At 43.3% G+C, this 18,680-nt stretch carries 13 protein-coding genes and 1 pseudogene; all 14 read left to right on the top strand.

Annotated elements, in window-relative coordinates:
* Positions 1-5 precede the first annotated feature (5 nt).
* On the top strand, positions 6-911 hold the full coding sequence (locus D7D53_RS08745) for a PTS mannose/fructose/sorbose/N-acetylgalactosamine transporter subunit IIC (RefSeq protein ID WP_023947383.1): 906 nt from the start codon (positions 6-8) through the stop codon (positions 909-911).
* Positions 898-1,719: a PTS system mannose/fructose/sorbose family transporter subunit IID gene (locus D7D53_RS08740; protein ID WP_020903317.1), complete on the top strand. Its 822-nt coding sequence runs from the start codon at positions 898-900 to the stop codon at positions 1,717-1,719. The genes D7D53_RS08745 and D7D53_RS08740 overlap by 14 nt, the downstream gene beginning before the upstream one ends.
* Positions 1,720-1,722: 3 nt before the next feature.
* Complete coding sequence (locus tag D7D53_RS08735; RefSeq protein ID WP_020903318.1) at positions 1,723-2,127, top strand: PTS sugar transporter subunit IIA; 405 nt, start codon at positions 1,723-1,725, stop codon at positions 2,125-2,127.
* Positions 2,128-2,369: 242 nt separating this feature from the next.
* Positions 2,370-3,536, top strand: coding sequence for an SIS domain-containing protein (locus D7D53_RS08730; protein ID WP_120770721.1), 1,167 nt, complete (start codon positions 2,370-2,372; stop codon positions 3,534-3,536).
* Between the two features lie 316 nt (positions 3,537-3,852).
* Positions 3,853-4,890 (top strand): aldose epimerase family protein, encoded by a 1,038-nt coding sequence (locus D7D53_RS08725; protein ID WP_120770720.1) that lies wholly within the window; start codon positions 3,853-3,855, stop codon positions 4,888-4,890.
* A 181-nt stretch (positions 4,891-5,071) separates the two neighbouring features.
* Complete coding sequence (locus tag D7D53_RS08720; protein WP_120770719.1) at positions 5,072-11,017, top strand: ZmpA/ZmpB/ZmpC family metallo-endopeptidase; 5,946 nt, start codon at positions 5,072-5,074, stop codon at positions 11,015-11,017.
* A gap of 202 nt (positions 11,018-11,219) precedes the next feature.
* Positions 11,220-11,606 (top strand): hypothetical protein, encoded by a 387-nt coding sequence (locus D7D53_RS08715; protein WP_245941796.1) that lies wholly within the window; start codon positions 11,220-11,222, stop codon positions 11,604-11,606.
* Between the two features lies 1 nt (position 11,607).
* The gene (locus D7D53_RS08710; RefSeq protein ID WP_120770718.1) at positions 11,608-12,963 is read left to right on the top strand and encodes a sodium:solute symporter family transporter; all 1,356 of its coding nucleotides are present in this window, start codon (positions 11,608-11,610) and stop codon (positions 12,961-12,963) included.
* Positions 12,947-13,663, top strand: a complete 717-nt coding sequence (locus tag D7D53_RS08705) for an acylneuraminate cytidylyltransferase family protein (protein WP_120770717.1) — start codon at positions 12,947-12,949, stop codon at positions 13,661-13,663. The genes D7D53_RS08710 and D7D53_RS08705 overlap by 17 nt, the downstream gene beginning before the upstream one ends.
* Positions 13,644-14,495, top strand: a pseudogene (locus D7D53_RS10375) (LPXTG cell wall anchor domain-containing protein); the annotation flags it as partial. The gene D7D53_RS08705 and the pseudogene D7D53_RS10375, both read left to right, overlap by 20 nt.
* Before the next feature lie 263 nt (positions 14,496-14,758).
* The gene (locus D7D53_RS08695; protein ID WP_120770716.1) at positions 14,759-15,613 is read left to right on the top strand and encodes a VOC family protein; all 855 of its coding nucleotides are present in this window, start codon (positions 14,759-14,761) and stop codon (positions 15,611-15,613) included.
* A gap of 106 nt (positions 15,614-15,719) precedes the next feature.
* Positions 15,720-16,277, top strand: coding sequence for a sugar O-acetyltransferase (locus D7D53_RS08690; protein WP_120770715.1), 558 nt, complete (start codon positions 15,720-15,722; stop codon positions 16,275-16,277).
* Between the two features lie 218 nt (positions 16,278-16,495).
* Positions 16,496-17,260 carry a nucleoside phosphorylase gene (locus D7D53_RS08685; RefSeq protein WP_120770714.1) on the top strand — a complete coding sequence of 255 codons (765 nt, stop codon included), beginning with the start codon at positions 16,496-16,498 and terminating at the stop codon, positions 17,258-17,260.
* Positions 17,261-17,293: 33 nt separating this feature from the next.
* On the top strand, positions 17,294-18,673 hold the full coding sequence (locus D7D53_RS08680) for a TrkH family potassium uptake protein (protein WP_120770713.1): 1,380 nt from the start codon (positions 17,294-17,296) through the stop codon (positions 18,671-18,673).
* Positions 18,674-18,680: the final 7 nt, after the last annotated feature.

The raw sequence follows: 18,680 nt of genomic DNA, 5'->3' as shown, positions 1-18,680 counted from the left end.
TTGTTATGATACAATGGTGGCAAATTTTACTTCTCACTTTGTACTCAGCTTATCAAATCTGTGATGAGTTGACGATCGTTTCATCTGCAGGTTCCCCTGTATTTGCTGGTTTCATTACTGGTTTGATTATGGGAGATGTGACTACTGGTCTGCTTATCGGTGGTAACTTGCAACTGTTCGTTCTTGGGGTTGGTACCTTCGGTGGTGCTTCTCGTATTGACGCAACTTCTGGTGCGGTTCTTGCAACAGCATTCTCAGTTTCACAAGGAATCGCTACAGACCTTGCGATTACAACAATCGCTGTACCAGTAGCAGCACTTTTAACATACTTCGACGTTCTTGGACGTATGACAACTACTTTCTTCGCACACCGTATTGATGCTGCAATCGACCGCTTTGATTACAAAGGTATCGAACGCAACTACTTGCTTGGTGCGATTCCTTGGGCTTTATCTCGTGCCCTTCCAGTCTTCTTCGCGCTTGCATTTGGTGGTGAATTTGTACAACACGTAGTAGACTTCGTTACAAAATACCAGTGGGTTGCAGATGGTTTGACACTTGCAGGACGTATGCTTCCAGGTCTTGGATTTGCAATCTTGCTTCGTTACCTTCCAGTTAAACGTAACCTTCACTACCTTGCAATGGGATTTGGTTTGACAGCTATGTTGACTGTTCTTTACTCATATGTAACAGGTCTTGGTGGCGCTGTTGCTGGTATCGTAGGTACTCTACCGAAAGATGTTGCTGAAAAAATTGGTTTCGTGAACAACTTCAAAGGTTTGTCTATGATTGGTATCTCTATCGTAGGTATCTTCCTTGCAGTGCTTCACTTCAAAAATAGCCAAAAAGTAGCTGTAGCAGAACCTTCTACACCATCAGAAAGTGGGGAAATCGAAGATGACGAATTCTAATTACAAACTTACAAAAGAAGATTTTAATCAAATCAACAAACGTAGCTTGTTTACTTTCCAATTGGGTTGGAACTACGAACGTATGCAAGCTTCTGGTTACCTTTACATGATCTTGCCTCAATTGCGTAAAATGTATGGGGATGGAACTCCTGAATTGAAAGAAATGATGAAAGTTCATACTCAATTCTTCAATACTTCACCATTCTTCCACACCATTATCGCTGGTTTTGACCTTGCCATGGAAGAAAAAGATGGTGTGGGTTCAAAAGACGCCGTTAATGGTATCAAGACAGGTTTGATGGGACCATTCGCTCCTCTTGGAGATACAATCTTTGGTTCACTTGTACCTGCGATCATGGGATCTATCGCAGCAACTATGGCTATCGGTGGTCAACCTTGGGGTATCTTCCTTTGGATTGCAGTTGCAGTAGCGTATGATATCTTCCGTTGGAAACAGTTGGAATTTGCCTACAAAGAAGGGGTTAACCTTATCAACAATATGCAAAGTACCTTGACAGCTTTGATTGACGCTGCATCTGTACTTGGTGTCTTCATGATGGGTGCTCTTGTAGCAACAATGATCAACTTTGAAATTTCTTACAAGTTGCCAATCGGTGAAAAGATGATTGATTTCCAAGACATCTTGAACCAAATCTTCCCACGTTTGCTTCCAGCAATCTTTACTGCCTTTATCTTCTGGTTGCTTGGTAAGAAAGGTATGACCTCTACTAAAGCTATCGGTATCATTATCGCTCTTGCAGTAGGTCTTTCTGCCTTTGGTAAATTTGTACTTGGAATGGGCGCATAATTTATGGCTAAATCATTAATTTTGGTGAGTCATGGTCGCTTCTGTGAAGAACTTAAAGGTAGCACTGAAATGATCATGGGTCCACAAGACAATATTCATGCAGTGGCTCTTCTTCCAGAAGATGGTCCAGAAGAATTTACTGCGAAATTTGAAGCTGCTATTGAAGGATTGGATGATTTCCTAGTCTTTGCGGATCTTCTCGGTGGAACACCATGTAACGTGGTCAGTCGTTTGATCATGGAAGGTCGTGACATCGAACTTTATGCAGGAATGAATCTTCCAATGGTGATTGAATTTATCAATGCGAGCCTTACAGGTGCAGATGCGGACTATAAAAATCGTGCTGCAGAAAGCATTGTGAAAGTCAATGACCTGTTAGCAGGCTTCGATGATGACGAAGATGAATAATACTCTTCGAAAATCTCTTTCAACCATACTAGTGTCGCCTTGCCGTATAGATGTTACTGACTTCGTCAGTTCTATCTGCAACCTCAAAGCAGTGCTTTGAGCAGCCTGCGGCTAGTTTGCTCTTTGATTTTCATTGAGTATACGATGTGACAACGTGAAAATCGTTAGAGCATCTTATATAGAATATACATGGGAATGGGGCTTACTCCCATTCCCATCTTTAATAGAAAAAGAGGAATTCAATGCTACATTATACAAAAGAAGACTTGATTGAATTGGGTGCAGAAATCACTACACGTGAAATCTACCAACAGCCTGATGTATGGAAAGAAGCTTTTGAATCTTATCAAGCAAAGCGTGAAGAAATTGCAGCCTTTCTACAAGGAATTGCTGATAAACATGACTATATCAAGGTTATCTTGACAGGTGCTGGAACTTCTGCTTATGTGGGAGATACCTTGGTACCTTACTTTAAGGAAGTCTATGACGAACGCAAATGGAATTTCAATGCTATTGCGACAACTGATATCGTAGCCAATCCAGAAACCTATTTGAAAAAAGATGTGGCGACTGTCCTTGTATCTTTTGCTCGTAGTGGGAACTCGCCTGAAAGTGTGGCGACTGTTGACTTGGCCAAAGCCTTGGTGGATGAGCTTTATCAAGTGACGATTACTTGTGCAGCGGATGGTGAGTTGGCTCTTCAAGCCCATGGTGATGACCGCAATCTTTTGCTTTTGCAACCGGCTGCCTCTAATGATGCAGGCTTTGCCATGACTTCAAGTTTTACGTCTATGATGTTAACAGCTCTCTTGGTCTTTGATCCTACAGAATTTGCTGTGAAAGCTGAACGTTTTGAAGTTGTGTCTAGTCTTGCCCGTAAAGTTCTAGACAATGCAGAAGATGTTAAAGAGCTTGTTGACCTAGACTTTAACCGTGTTATCTACCTTGGCGCAGGTCCTTTCTTCGGTCTTGCTCATGAAGCTCAGCTCAAGATTTTGGAATTAACAGCTGGTCAAGTGGCGACCATGTATGAAAGTCCAGTTGGCTTCCGCCACGGTCCAAAATCTCTTATCAACGAAGATACAGTTGTTTTGGTCTTTGGTACAACGACAGACTACACTCGTAAGTACGACTTGGACTTGGTTCGTGAAGTTGCTGGTGACCAGATTGCTCGCCGTGTTGTGCTTTTGAGTGATCAAGCCTTTGGTCTTGAAAATGTCAAAGAAGTGGCACTTGGTTGTGGCGGTGTCTTGAATGATATTTACCGTGTCTTCCCTTACATCGTTTATGCCCAACTCTTTGCCCTATTGACTTCACTTAAGGTAGAAAATAAACCTGACACACCGTCTCCTACAGGTACAGTAAACCGTGTGGTACAAGGCGTGATCATCCACGAATATCAAAAGTAATACTCTTCGAAAATCTCTTTAAACCATACTAGTGTAGCCTTGCCGTAGGTATATGTTACTGACTTCGTCAGTCTTATCCGGCAACCTCAAAACAGTGTTTTGAGCTGACTTCGTCAGTTCTATCTGCAACCTCAAAGCAGTACTTTGAGCAGCCTGTGGCTAGCTTTCTAGTTTGCTCTTTGATTTTCATTGAGTATAAGACAGTATTTATGAATTCTTGATAAGAGGATTTGTAAATCATACAAGTAAACCATAGATTGTGAATGGACTTTCTATGGTTTGTTTGCTTAATAGAATTAGGAAGAAGGAAAAACGAATGAAAGCATACACAGAGCGTGTGTTCGGAAGAGTTGATGAACAAGATGTCCTAGCTTATTGCTTTGAGACTGATGCTGGTTATCAATTAGAGGTTATGACTTATGGGGCGACTATCTTGCGCTATGTCACACCTGACAAGGCTGGAAACTTTGCCAACGTTATCTTGGGTTTTGATGATTTTGATAGCTATGTAGGCAATAGTCCCAAGCATGGAGCTAGCGTAGGTCCTGTGGCGGGCCGTATTGCAGGTGCGACCTTTGAGCTTAATGGCAAGACCTATGACCTTGAAGTCAACAATGCTAGCAACTGTAACCATAGTGGTTCAACTGGTTGGGATTCTAGTTTATTTGAATTGGTCGAGGTGAGCGACCATGGCTTGACCCTCTACACAGAGCGTACAGATGGGACAGGAGGATTCCCTGGCAATCTTAAAATCTGGATTAGCTACAACTTAGAAGAAACTGGTGCCTATGAAATCAGCTACAAGGTGACGACCGATCAGGATACGCTGGTTAATCCAACCAATCACAGCTACTTCAACTTGTCTGGTGATTTCACACAGACAATTGACCGCCATGTCTTCCAACTAAACACAGAGGGCATTTATCCAATCGCTCCCGACGGTGTTCCGGCTAAAACTCCAGATGCTAATCGTGATGTGGTTAAACACATCTACAATGGTGCCTTGTTGAAAGACATCTTTGCAGAGGATGATGAGCAAATCCAACTGGTATCTGGTTTGGATCATCCATTCGCTCTTCCTGCAGGTCATGACAATGCTGGTTTCCTTTATGACCAAAATTCAGGTCGCTTCCTGCTTTTCAAGACAGAGGCTCCATGCTTTGTAGTCTACACAGCAAACTTTGTGGATGAGAGTGTCATCATAGGAGGTCAGCCAATGGTACAGCACAATGGGATTGCCCTTGAAGCGCAGGCTTTACCAGATGCCATTCATAGCGACCTCAAAGACAAAGTTATTCTTAAAGCCGGTCAAACCTTTACAAGCAAGACACGTTATGAGATTGTTGTGAAATAAAAATTTAGAAATATGATAGGTGTTCCAGAAGTTAGGTATCTAATTTTAGGAATGCCTTTTATTATTCCCTTATTTGCATATCTATCCCTAGAATCTTTTAAAAAGTTGATGTATAATGGGAAGAGTTGTATATTTTGCTATAAATTAATATACTAATTTAAAAATGTAAAAAGAGGGGAATATGAATTTCAAAATTAGTGGAGAAAAAAGACAGAATTTCTCATTAAGAAAATTGGCAGTTGGCCTTGTATCTGTAGCAGTTGCGTGTTTCTTTTTGATGGGAACTGGCCTACAGACTGTATCTGCCCAAGAATCTCATGCCGTTAATTATACTTATGTTTTAGAGTCGGATTTGACTGATGAAGAGAAGACTCTCTTAGTTACATCCCTACCACAAGTAGCGGAAGAATCTGATGCGACTTACTATCTGGTTTATCGAGCCAATCAAGTACTACCCAACACAGGAACTAGCTCTTCCCTAGAAACTGCTGCCTTAGTGGCAGGCCTTAGTTTGCTGGTCGTAGTGGTTCTTAAGGGACGTGATGGTAAGAGCAAGATTAGTCGATTCTTGTTAGTAACCAGTCTAGGAAGCCAGTTGCTGTCTCCAACTGTCCTTGCCTTGACTAGTGAAACACTAGCTGCCTATAATACCCAACTATCGGTCCAGGCAGGAGATGCCTTGCCAGCTCCGGTTGATATCCCTGGTTATACATATATTGGATATGTGAAAAATAAAGTAGACGTTGTTAAGCAATCAAATAAACAGAAGGCGCATGACAGCAAGTCTAACTTAGAAAATGTAGGTAGCTCAACGATAGAGGAACAACAAGGAGGAACACCTTCTCCTATAGAGCCTCAACCACAAAAAAACAATGAAACTGTAGTGCAAGCAAAGGGGAGCCAAGAGCCGGGTCATGAGGGTGAGGCTCTAGTCCAAGCAGAGCAACCGTCTTATACAGAACCCATTAGCACTCAAGGTACACAAGAGTCAGGTCATGAGGGTGAGGCTCTAGTCCAAGCAGAGCAACCGTCTTATACAGCCCCAATTAGCACTCAAGGCACCCAAGAGTCAAGTCATGAGGGTGAGGCTCTAGTTCAAGCAGAGCAACCGTCTTATACAGAACCCATTAGCACTCAAGGCACCCAAGAGTCAGGTCATGAGGGCGAGGCTCTAGTTCAACCAGTGCAACCAGCCTACACAGCACCAATCGGTACTCAAGGCACCCAAGAGTCAGGTCATGAAGGTGAGGCTCTAGTTCAACCAGTGCAACCAGCCTACACAGCACCAATCGGTACTCAAGGCACCCAAGAGTCAGGTCATGAAGGTGAGGCTCTAGTTCAACCAGTTCAACCAGCGTATACAGATCCAATTAGCACTCAAGGCACGCAAGAGCCAGGTCATGAGGGTGCTGCCCTGGTTCAACCAGTGCAACCAGCGTACACAGCCCCAATTAGCACCCAAGGTACACAAGAGTCAGGTCATGAAGGCGAATCCCTGGTTCAATCAGAACTACCAGTTTACACAGGTCCTCAGGAGGGAGCTCCAGTTGAGCCAACAGTGCCAGAGTCTACAGAAGTTGTTAGCAGTAAGGGGACCCAAGAAATTGGTCACGAGGGTGAGGCTCTAGTCCAACCAGCACAACCAGCGTACACAGCCCCGGTAGAAGCAAAAGGCACACAAGAGTCAGGTCATGAAGGTGAGGCTCTAGTTCAACCCGTTCAACCAGCGTATACAGATCCAATCAGCACTCAAGGTACCCAAGAGTCGGGTCACGAAGGTGAGGCTGCTGTGGCAGAGGCTCTTCCTGAACTGCCTTTGACAAGTAATCATCGTACAGTAACAGAAACCATTCCTCATGAAACTGAAGAAATTGAAGATGCGACTATCTTAAAAAATCATCGAGAAATTGCTCAGGAAGGAAAAGACGGTTTACGGACAATCGAGTATGAAGATTATCTCGTAGATGGTAAGGTGGAAGCTAGCAAGGAAATCTCACGTACAGAAGTAGAACCAACCAAAGAGATTGTCAAGGTTGGTAGTCTTGTTAAAACCAAACCAACAGTTGAAATTACTAATCTGGTTAAAGATGAGAGCAAAAAAGCAGTAGCAGTCAACTACCGCTTAGATGACCCAACGTCTGCTTTTGTTAAGGCCAAGGCCCAAATTTTTCAAAATGGAACACTGATTAAAGAAGTGAATTTGAAAGATTTATCCGTTCAGCAAACGATTGATGGTTTGGACTACTATACTCCTTATACAATTAAGACTTACTTGACCTATAATCTAGGCCAATCTGATCAGGAAAATACAGAAGTATCAACGAAAGATTTTCAATTAGACTATAAAAAAATTGAAATCAAAGATGTGGATGAAGTGGGGCTCTATGGTAAGGAAGAGGGTCACTACCGTCGTTATCTGAACTTATCAGAAGTACCAAGCGATTTGTCACCTTATTTTGTCAAAATCAAATCAGATAAGATGAAAGAAATGTTGCTCCCAGTTAGCTCTATTAAGGAAACAGAGGATGGGAAATACAAGGTAACCGTTGCCTTCAATGAACTGGTTCAAGAGGAAGGCTCAGCATACCAGGATAACTATAGCTTCACAGTTGATAAGCAAAAGCTTGCCAAGGACGGTGTCTATACTTCCTTCAAGAAATTGATTGCTGCCATGCAAGATAATCTCGCTGGAACCTTTAAACTTGGAGCTGATATGACAGCTGATGAAGTGGCCCTAGCTAAGGGTCAAACCAGCTATGTGACAGGCACTTTCACTGGTAATCTTATCGGTGCGAGTGATGGGCAACCATTTGCGATTTATGACCTTAAGACAGCCTTGTTTGATAATTTGACCAAGGCTACTGTGAAAGATATTGACCTTAAAGCAGTAGCGATTAAGCGTCAAGAAGACACAGCTAGCCTAGCAAAAGTGGCTACTAACAGCCAGATCAGTAATGTAGCTGTAGAAGGTCAATTGACAGGTAACAAGTCAGTTGCAGGCTTGGTAGCGAAGGCTCAGGATACAGAAATAAGCAATAGTTCCTTTACAGGTAGCATTCAGGCCAAGCATACGGATGCTTCTCCTTACTATGTGGGAGGTATAGCAGGGCTCCTATCTGGTACTAAGGCTAAGATTGATAAGGTAGCTGTTGATGCAAATATTTCTAGCAATGCCCGCAACAATGACCAATTTGCGGGAGGTATTGTAGGGAAAGTTCAAAGTGGTGCTTTGGTTTCTCATGCATTAGCAAGTGGAACCATCCTCAATACGACAACCTATCCACGTGTCGGAGGTATAGCAGGTTCTACATGGCAAAATGGCCGTATCCATCATGTTGTCAGCATGGTTAATACTAGAGATGGTTATGCCATCACAGGAGACCAATATATGGGAGCGGACATCAAAGACGCTAGCACTACCGTTGAGAACAAGAAGGCCGATCTCTATGCGACCTCAATCACCCAAAACCAGGTCAGAGAAAAGGTTCAGTCTTATGGTATGACAGTGACACTAGACGATACAGGTCAAACGCTCAAGGACAATCAACGAAGTGTGGACTATACTCAGTTAAGCCAAGGCCAAGCTAGTCGAAAAGTTGCTTATCACAATATTGAGAAATTAATGCCTTTCTACAACAAAGAGTTAGTGGTTCACTATGGAAATCAAGTCGATCCTACTGATAAGCTCTATACCACAGAACTGCTGGATGTTGTACCAATGAAGGACAATGACATCATCACAGATATTCAGGCCAATAAAGCAGCAATCAATAAGCTTATGTTGCATTTTGCTGACAATACAATCAGTTATCTGGACGTCACTTACAAAGATGACTTCAAAAATACACAAATTGCAGAGTACAGCGTAGCAGGTAAACCCTTTATCTTTACGCCAGAGGCCTTTCTATCTGACTATACAAAAGTGACTAATCAGGTCCTAGCAGATTTGCAAGGAGTCGAATATGACTCGGCAGCCATGAGAAAAGTCCTTGGCATTGAGGCAGATGCTTCACTTGATCCGCTATATTTGGACAAAGAGTTTGAAAAAGTTAAGGCCAATATCGGCGAACATCTCCGTAAAGTGCTAGCCATGGACAAGTCTATCAATACGATGGGAGATAGTGTAGCGACCTACATCAGTGAGAAAATCAAGAACAACAAGGAAGCTTTCTTGCTTGGTTTGACCTACCTCAATCGCTGGTACAATATCAACTACGATCACATCAACACCAAGGACCTCAATAGCTATAAGTTTGACTTTGATGGCAATAGCACAGCTTCAACCTTGGATACTATCATTGCACTAGGTCAGAGTGGTATGGAAAATCTCAAGGCATCAAATAATCCAAGTGCCTATGAAACAACCCTGGCCCCTGCAAAAGGACGTAAGACAGTGACTGATTTACTAGAGTCTTACAGAAAACTCTTCCTACCAACTAAAACCAATAATGAATGGTTGAAGACAAATACCAAGGCCTATATCGTAGAGAGTAAGTCAGCAATTCCAGAAGTGCGTGCCAAACAAGAGTCAGCTACACCAGATAGTAAGTATACGCTGGGAGTCTATGACCGGATTACGGCACCAAGTTGGAACTTAAAAAACATGCTCTTACCGCTATTAACATTGCCAGAAGAAGATGTTTATGTGATTTCAAATCTTTCTACCTTGGCCTTTGGTGGCTACGAACGCTACCGTGACCGTGTTAATAATACAGTCTTGTCAGGAGAGGAATTGCGTCAGTATGTCCGTGCTAAGGTCGACCAGTCGGCTGAATGGCAACGAGACCACTACGATATCTGGTACCACCTCCTTTCACCAGAATACAAAGAAAAACTCTTCCGTTCAGTCATGGTGTCAGATGGCTTTGGTATGAAAGATAGCAATAGCAAGTATTACTGGGCTACCCTGTCTGATAAGGCCATTGCTTCTATTTACAACTTCTTTGGACCAACTGGTAAGTGGTATGGGGAAAGTAAAGGAGCTGGAGCCTATGCCAACGGTTCAGAGGTTCACTATGTCAGCGACCGCTTGTTAGATAAATACGGAACATCTGTCTATACCCATGAAATGGTTCACAATTCTGACGGACATATTTACTTTGAAGGAAAAGGTCGTCGTGAGGGATTGGGAGCAGAGTTGTATGCCTTAGGATTGTTGCAATCTACTGACAACCTAGATAAGGATGCTATTGTCTTGAATACTCTCTATAAAGGGGATAAGGATTCACTAACTCGCTTGCATACTTATGACCCGTCAAGTCGCTTCACATCAGCTACAGCCTTGCAAGAATATGTTCACGGTATGTACGATGTCTTGTACACCTTGGATGCTATGGAAGCCAATGCTATTTTAACCAAGTCTAATGATGTCAAGAAAAAATGGTTTAGAAAAATAGAGAATTTCTACATTGAGGACAAGTACCATAAACAAACTCATGCAGGAAACTCTGTTCGCCCATTGACAGATACTGAAGTAAGTAAACTAACTAGTCTGGATGCCTTGATTGACAATGATATTATCAACCGTCGGGCTTATCGTGATAAGAGTGACTATACTCGTAATGGCTATCATATTATCAGCATGTTCTCACCGATTTATGCTGCCCTCAACAATCCAAAGGGTGCGCCTGGTGACATCATGTTTAGAAAGACAGCCTACGAATTGTTGGCAGAAAAAGGTTATCAAGATGGGTTCTTACCATATGTATCCAACCAATATGCAGAAGAAGCTAAACGAAACGGGGACATTACCTATTCAGATTGGCAACGAAAAGATGTGGGACTCATTACTGATAGCCTCGTATTGAAAAATGTCTTTGCCAACCAATACGCTTCATGGTCTGATTTCAAGAAGGATATGTTTAATCAACGTATTCGTAAGCAAGATCAGTTGAAACCAATCACCATTCAGTACGAACTTGGTGTACCAAACAGCAGCAAGGAAATTACAATTAGTTCAGCTGCCCAAATGCAAGAACTCATTAATCAAGCAGTGGCAAAAGATGTGGCTAACATTGACCGTACGACAAGCCATGCACCTGCAAGTTGGGTCCACTTGTTAAAACAAAAAATCTACAATGCCTACCTACGTAGCACAGATGATTTCAGAGAATCGATTTATAAGTAATAAGAAAACTCCCCCAAGCTATCCTATCTAAGCCAGTCTATCTTGCAGATGGTCAGTCTTTGTGATAGAATAGCATAAAGTCCTTTTGAGGGGGAACTTGCTAGGAAATCCCCAAGCATTGTAACGGATGAACCACCCTCGCCTTTTTGTGAGGGTGGTTTTTCGTCTATAAGAAGTAAATAATAGAGAAAGAGTGTATAGCATGTCGAGAATTGTCACTATCTTTTACCCAGAATACATCTACCTCATAGGAGGAGAAATCCGTTCTGAAGAGGACTTGCTGGTTAAGTTTTTAGCCAGATGGGCCCAGCAAACCGACCTCTTTATCCGTGACCAACAAATCGTTCCCAAACCCAGCCTCTGGCGTTATATGGAAAATACGGACAAAAATTATTATGAAGTCGTTCATGAAGATATCATGCGAGACTTACGTCTTGCCAATCTGCGCCAGACAAACAAATACCTAGTTGCTAGCGAAGTGTTGACTGATACTTTGGCGAAACAAGGGTATGATACCAAGTTTTTACCACCAATGTTTACAGAAAAAGTAGCTCAAACATACAGAGAACTACTAGATAGGAACTTCTAGGATGTTGGGAATTCTAGTCACCCTATTGCTCTATTTCGGCTTGATTTCCTGGATTGCCTATCGCAAAAAAGGGAGCGAAGAGGACTACTATAGGGTTAAGAAAGCTGTTCCTGTGACAGTTTTGGCCTTCTCAGTCTTTGCGACCTTGCTTAGCCCCATTTCCTTTCTGACTCTGGTGGGGAATGCCTATACAGGCAGGTCCTATCTCTGGTTTGCCCAGTGTGGCATCTTTCTAGCCATTCCGCTGGCTCATCGCTACTTTTTGCCCCTCTATCAAAAGGGAAACTACGAGACAGCCTATCATCTTTTAGAGGACAAGTTTCAATCGGCGGGCATTCGTTCACTGGCTTCAGGGCTTTTCATCCTCTACCAGTTGGGGAGAATAGCAGTGGTGACCTACTTGTTGTCTCAGGCCTTAGAGCCCTTTATCCCTATCAATCAGCTGATTTTGTCAGGTTTACTCCTTCTCTTGACGGTCTATTATCTGGCAAGGGGTGGTCTCTTGGTTGTGCTGTGGACGGATTTCTTTCAAGGCTTGGTCCTGCTAGCTATACTATCCCTTTTTCTACCAAGAATTGCCCAATCTGGCTTAGTCATGAATAGCAGTCAACAACTCTCTCACTTTGCAGAGAAACTGGATGGGCAGACGGTCTTGATCTTAGTTGCAGGAGCAGGTTTTAGTAGTTTGTTCTCCTACGTTTCTTCGCAGGATATCGTTCAACGTTTTAACAGCAAAATGGGACGTCGGAAAATTGGGAAAATCTTATGGTTTCAGGGACTCTTGTCCTTTGGGATTGCCAGTTTACTCTATCTGATTGGTTGCTTGATTCGGCAGGAAAATTTCGCCACCACATCGACCAATCCTGTTCTCATTGCCTATGCTCGGGAAGGTCTGGCACCTTGGTTTGGTAGTTTCATCATGTTGGCTCTCTTGGCAGCAGGCCAATCCACGGTTTCATCTAGTATGAATGCAATCGTGACCTGCTTGAAGTTGGATTTTGCCTGGTCAAAGATTCGCTGGTCGCCAAGCCTTCTATCCTTTGTCTTAGCAGGTCTGTCCTGGCTCCTCTGCCTCTTACTCATGAATGCAGAAATCTACTCCATCTATGAGTGGATTAACGGCTTTATGGGCCTGATACTAGGTGTGATAGGTGGTTTGTACCTCTTAGTCCTACTCCTCAAAAAACCGAGTTTACAGTTAGCCAAAATCTATCTGGTCTTTAGTCTAGGAGCCTTGGTTCTCTATCATTACAGTGGTTTCTTTGCTAACCCTAATCCTTGGTTAAATAGCATCATCACCACCCTATCTGCCCTTTTTATCTCAATTCTAGGAAAACTATATGAAAGCAAAATCTAAACCCATAGCCGTGATTTTAATCCGTTCGGGTTCACGCGGCTTAGTGGATAAAAATATCAAACCGCTTGCAGGCAAACCCTTGGTTTTCTACACCATAGAAGTCGCTCTAGCCTCCAAGTTATTTAGTGACATCTGGGTTTCCTCAGACTCACTAGCCTATCTAGAACTCTGTAGACAAGCCTATCCAGAGATTCGTTGTGTCCATAGACCAAAAGAATTGGCCCTATCAACAACCTCTAGCTTAGAGACCTTACGAGACTTTTTGCAGCCCTTTGAGGAAGACCAGGTCTTTGTGAATCTACAGGTGACCTCGCCCCTGAGAGAGGTGGAGCACCTCATCGAGTCCTACCAACTCTACTGTCAGTCTGGCGCCGACCATCTGATTTCTTGTGTCAAGGCAGACAAGAGTCGTAGTCTTTTCTTGCAGTTGGAGGAGTCGACATTTATCCGTCCACCTCAGGTTTCCAAGCACTATGCTCGGCAAAAAGAACCTGTCTATTACTATCCCAATGGTAGCATCTGGATTTCTCGCAAGGACCTTTACCTACGAGATGAGACCTTTTACACGGATAAGACAGTAGCCTATGAAATGCCCAAACTCTATTCTTATGATATCGACGATGCCTTGGACTTTGAAGTCGTTGAGATCTTGCTGCACCATCATCACCTAGGAGAATCAAACCCCAGAAGAAAAAGCTAAAGCGAAAGAATCTGTCGATAAAGACTTGGAAGAAAAAATCAAGAACATTGATAAAGATCCAAGCTTGACTCCAGAGCAAAAAGAAAAAGCCAAGGAAGAGGCTAAGAAAGAAGCTGAAAAAGTTAAGAAATCAATCGAAGAAGGTAAAACAACTGAATGGGTAGACGAAAAAGGAAACCCAATCAAACCTGTAACACCAGGAACATACCCAGCAGGATCAACTCCTAACTACGAACTAGTAGGAACAGTTACAAACCCAGAAACAGGCAAAGTAACACACATCTTTAAACCAACAACATCTGACAAACCTTCTACAGTATAGGTAGATGTCAATGGTAAACCTGTGAAACCATTAGCTGAAGGTGATAACCCAGCTGGAGAGATCCCAGGATATGCCTTAGTAGAAACAATAAATGTTAAAGAAACTGGCGATGTCATCCACGTATTTAAACGTACTACAAATGGAAGACCTCAAAAAGAAGGTTCTACAAATGGAGGATCACTCATTCCATCTCAACCAGGTTCTCCAGCAAGACCTTCAACAAACCCAACAAGTCCGGTGAAACCGACAGACCCAAGTCAGCCAGAAACTCCAGTAGTTCCTACAGACCCAAGTCAGCCAACAACACCGGCTAACCCAGCTGCTCCAGCGATGCCATCAGCCCCAGTCAATGGTGAAGCACCACAAGCTCCAGCAGCTTCATCAGAAGCTAAAGGACAAGCAGAGCTTCCAAACACTGGTACAGCAGACAATGCTAGCCTAGCAGCACTTGGACTTCTTGGAGTCTTGAGTGGATTTGGACTTGTTGCTCGCAAGAAAAAAGAAGACTAATTCTAATTAGATTTTTTGACAAGATTAAGGAGTAGGATATTCTATCCGCTCCTTTTCTTTTTGGGATTGAGATGAGAGTTATCATAGCGTTGGTTAAAAAATTTCGGTGGCTTTATTGTCAATTTTCTGTAAATTCTCTCGTTATAATCCCATATAGACAAGATTACAGAATCATAATCTATAAGTTGTCTGGCTTGACTTTCTTGATGGAAATTATATAATGATTGTAACAATTAAAGTTACAATTAAAGAGAGAAATAGTTATGATCTATGAATACAAGAGCCACATTTATTTAGCAGAGGCAGTTTTAAATGTAAAGGATTTGGCAAGTCAAACAACCTTTTATCAGCAAGTTATTGGTTTGGAAATCTTATCACAGACTGAGACAGAGGCTATTCTAGGACTTGGTGGAAAAGCCTTGGTTCAGCTGATTCAAGCACAAGAGAGTGGAGAAGTAAGGGAACATTATGGCCTTTACCATCTGGCCATTCTCCTGCCGACACGCAAGGCTTTGGCTGATGTCTTGAAACACCTGACAGATTTGCAGATTCCTCTTGTCGGCGGTGCAGACCACGGTTACAGTGAGGCCATTTACTTGGAAGATTTGGAGGGAAATGGCATTGAACTCTATCGAGATAAACCAGTTTCCACATGGGATATTCGAGAAGATGGACGCATTATCGGGGTGACGGAAGCCCTTGCAGCGCAGGACATCTATGAGTTGGGAGAAAGAGTAGAGCCCTTTATCCTAGCAGAAGGTACGAGAATGGGGCATATTCATCTTTCCGTCAAGGATAGTCGAAAGTCCAGCCAGTTTTATCAAAAAGTGTTAGGACTAGAGGATAAATTAAGTGTGCCTAGCGCTAGTTGGATTGCAGCTGGAGATTACCATCATCATTTAGCAGTCAATGAATGGGGTGGAAAAGGTCTGGCCCCGCGTAAGCAGGGCTTGCCAGGTTTGGCCTATTATGTCATTGAAGTTGCGAGTAAGGAAGAACTGTTAACGATTGCCGAGCGAGCACAAGAAGTTGCTGCACCAATCAGGTGGTTGACATCTAGCCAGCTGGAAGTTACAGATCCAGACGGAATTGTGCCCCGTATTCGTTTAGCAAGATAGAGCGAATGTGATGAAAATCAGAGCATAAACTGTAGAAAGTATGTCTTATCCTAGTCAGATATGTAGAAAATTTGATATGATAGTAGGGAATAAGGAGAAGAATACAATGACCAGTGAATACCAGAAAATGATAGCAGGGGAACCCTATCATCCGTTTGATCCCGAGTTGCGGGCCTTGGCTCAGACTTCTCGTCAAAAACAGGCTGCTTTTAACCAGGAGCCAGACTCCTTGAAAGGGGCGGAGATTATCAAGACTTGGTTTGGTTCAACTGGGGAAAATCTCTATATCAATCCACGCCTGGTGGTCGATTATGGAGTCAATATTCATCTAGGGGAAAATTTTTATTCTAATTGGAACTTGACTATGCTGGATGTTTGCCCGATTCGTATCGGAGACAATGCTATGATTGGCCCCAACTGTCAGTTTTTAACCCCACTCCATCCGCTGGATCCGCATGAACGCAATTCAGGGGTCGAATACGGAAAGCCCATCACCATCGGTGACAATTTTTGGGCTGGAGGTGGCGTTATTGTCCTTCCTGGAGTGACACTAGGCAATAACGTAGTGGCAGGAGCAGGGGCCGTAATTACCAAGTCCTTTGGAGACAATGTTGTTCTAGCTGGCAATCCTGCGCGCGTGATTAAGGAGATAGATGTGAAATAGAAGTAAGAAGGAACAGCGGAGGTTGTTTCTTTTTTATGGGTTTTATCATCTTTTACCCAGCTCACATTTACTTACTCTATATCTTAGCAAGTGTGCTTCATTAAGCAATTTTAAATCATTTCGGAACTGGGATGCTTTTTTCTCCTCAGTTCATCAGCTTCCTCCTTGACACTCTGTCAGCTTTTGATACAATAGTACAAAATCAGAGGAGGTAGGCTATGATTCAGAAACATGCGATTCCTATTTTAGAGTTTGATGACAATCCTCAGGCAGTCATCATGCCCAATCATGAGGGGCTGGACTTGCGCTTGCCCAAGAAGTGTGTCTATGCCTTTTTGGGTGAGGAGATTGATCGCTATGCGAGGGAAGTCGAGGCGGACTGTGTTGGTGAGTTCGTTTCTGCCACCAAGACCTATCCAGTCTATGTCATCAACTACAAGGGCGAGGAACTTTGTCTGGCTCAGGCTCCTGTCGGTTCAGCTCCAGCAACCCAGTTTATGGATTGGTTGATTGGCTATGGTGTGGAGCAGATTATCTCTACAGGTACCTGTGGTGTGCTAGCTGATATAGAAGAAAATGCCTTTCTAGTCCCTGTTCGGGCTTTACGAGACGAAGGTGCTAGCTATCACTATGTGGCACCTTCTCGCTATATGGAAATTCAGCCAGAGGCTACTGCTGCTATTGAGCGAGTGTTGGAAGCCAAAGGGATTCCCTATGAAGAAGTCATGACCTGGACGACAGACGGTTTTTACCGAGAAACGGCTGAAAAGGTGGCTTATCGCAAGGAAGAAGGCTGTGCTGTTGTGGAGATGGAGTGTTCTGCGCTTGCAGCAGTAGCCCAACTGCGTGGGGTTCTCTGGGGAGAGTTGTTGTTTACAGCTGATTCCTTAGCAGACTTGGACCAGTACGATAGTCGTGACTGGGGTTCAGAAGCTTTCGAGAAGGCCTTGGAACTCTGCCTTGAGATAGCCTTTCAGATATAGCTACTCTCCTACTTTTTATGGTACAATGGATGTATGTTATTCAAATTATTTGTGAAAAAAATTGAGAGAGCCTTGGGCGGACTTTCGCCAGCTCGTCGCATCTTTTTAAGTTTCGCTGGAGTTATTTTTATAGGCTCTCTCCTTTTGAGTTTGCCTTTTGTCCAAGCGAGTGGTTCGCAGGCCACTTATTTTGACCATCTTTTTACGACGGTGTCTATGGTCTGTGTAACCGGCCTTTCTACGCAACCGGTAGCTACTACCTATAATGTCTGGGGGCAGTTGATTTGTATGCTCTTGATACAGATTGGTGGTCTGGGGCTCATGACTTTTATCGGGGTCTTTTATATTCAGGGGAAGCAAAAGCTCAGTCTTCGCAGTCGTGAAACTATTCAGGAAAGCTTTAGTTACGGGGAGACTCGGTCGCTGAAGGCCTTTATGCGATCTATCTTTTTGACGACTTTTCTAGTGGAGGGCTTGGGTGCCTTTCTACTAAGTTTCCGTTTTATTCCTGAGTTCGGCTGGGGACGAGGCATTTTTACCTCTATCTTTTTAGCCATTTCAGCCTTTTGTAATGCTGGTTTTGATAATTTAGGAAGTAGCAGTTTAGTGGCTTTTCAGACGGATCCCTTGATCAATCTGGTCATTGCTGGCTTGATTATCACGGGTGGTCTTGGCTTTATGGTCTGGTTCGACTTGGCAACCCAGTTTGACAAGAAGAAAAAACGCCGTCTGCGTTTCCACACCAAGCTGGTCCTTTTCTTGACTGCAGGGATCTTGCTGTTTGGGACAGTAGCCACACTCTTTACGGAGTGGTACAATCCAGGGACTATTGGCAATCTCAGTATCACAGAGAAAGTGTTGGTTAGCTTTTTCCAAACCGTCAGCATGAGAACGGCTGGTTTTGCTTCTATTGACTATACCCAAGCTCGGCCTGTGACCTTATTTATCTATATCCTACAGATGTTTCTCGGTGGAGCGCCTGGAGGGACGGCTGGGGGGCTCAAGATTACGACTTTCTTCGTCTTACTGGTCTTTGCGCGTAGTGAATTGCTGGGCTTACCTCATACCAATGTTGCGCAGAGAACCATTGAGGCTCGCACAGTCCAAAAATCTTTTAGTGTCTTCATTATCTTTTTGATGACCTTCCTGTTGGGCTTGGTGTTGCTGGGAATTACAGCAGAAGGAACACCGCGCTTTATCTACCTCATGTTTGAGACCATTTCAGCCCTTGCGACAGTTGGGGTAACGGCAAATCTGACACCAGAATTGGGCAAGTTAGCCCTCAGTATTGTCATGGTGCTCATGTTCATTGGCCGTATCGGTCCTTTGACCTTGTTGGTTAGTCTAGCGGATTACCAGCCTGATAAGAAAGATTTGATTCAGTATATGAAAGCAGATATTAGTATTGGATAAGAAAGGA

Origin of the sequence: Streptococcus gwangjuense (assembly GCF_003627155.1) — a bacterium.
GTDB classification, from domain to species: Bacteria; Bacillota; Bacilli; order Lactobacillales; family Streptococcaceae; genus Streptococcus; species Streptococcus gwangjuensis.
This window is presented reverse-complemented; position numbering and strand designations above follow the sequence as displayed.

Bases quoted from the DNA above. Each gene is read 5' to 3' on its own strand.
- D7D53_RS08710 (WP_120770718.1), top strand. From the start codon at position 11,608: ATGTTGGGAATTCTAGTCACCCTATTGCTCTATTTCGGCTTGATTTCC.
- D7D53_RS08735 (WP_020903318.1), top strand. From the start codon at position 1,723: ATGGCTAAATCATTAATTTTGGTGAGTCATGGTCGCTTCTGTGAAGAA.
- D7D53_RS08685 (WP_120770714.1), top strand. From the start codon at position 16,496: ATGATTCAGAAACATGCGATTCCTATTTTAGAGTTTGATGACAATCCT.
- D7D53_RS08720 (WP_120770719.1), top strand. From the start codon at position 5,072: ATGAATTTCAAAATTAGTGGAGAAAAAAGACAGAATTTCTCATTAAGA.
- D7D53_RS08730 (WP_120770721.1), top strand. From the start codon at position 2,370: ATGCTACATTATACAAAAGAAGACTTGATTGAATTGGGTGCAGAAATC.
- D7D53_RS08740 (WP_020903317.1), top strand. From the start codon at position 898: ATGACGAATTCTAATTACAAACTTACAAAAGAAGATTTTAATCAAATC.
- D7D53_RS08695 (WP_120770716.1), top strand. From the start codon at position 14,759: ATGATCTATGAATACAAGAGCCACATTTATTTAGCAGAGGCAGTTTTA.
- D7D53_RS08690 (WP_120770715.1), top strand. From the start codon at position 15,720: ATGACCAGTGAATACCAGAAAATGATAGCAGGGGAACCCTATCATCCG.
- D7D53_RS08725 (WP_120770720.1), top strand. From the start codon at position 3,853: ATGAAAGCATACACAGAGCGTGTGTTCGGAAGAGTTGATGAACAAGAT.
- D7D53_RS08705 (WP_120770717.1), top strand. From the start codon at position 12,947: ATGAAAGCAAAATCTAAACCCATAGCCGTGATTTTAATCCGTTCGGGT.
- D7D53_RS08680 (WP_120770713.1), top strand. From the start codon at position 17,294: ATGTTATTCAAATTATTTGTGAAAAAAATTGAGAGAGCCTTGGGCGGA.
- D7D53_RS08745 (WP_023947383.1), top strand. From the start codon at position 6: ATGATACAATGGTGGCAAATTTTACTTCTCACTTTGTACTCAGCTTAT.
- D7D53_RS08715 (WP_245941796.1), top strand. From the start codon at position 11,220: ATGTCGAGAATTGTCACTATCTTTTACCCAGAATACATCTACCTCATA.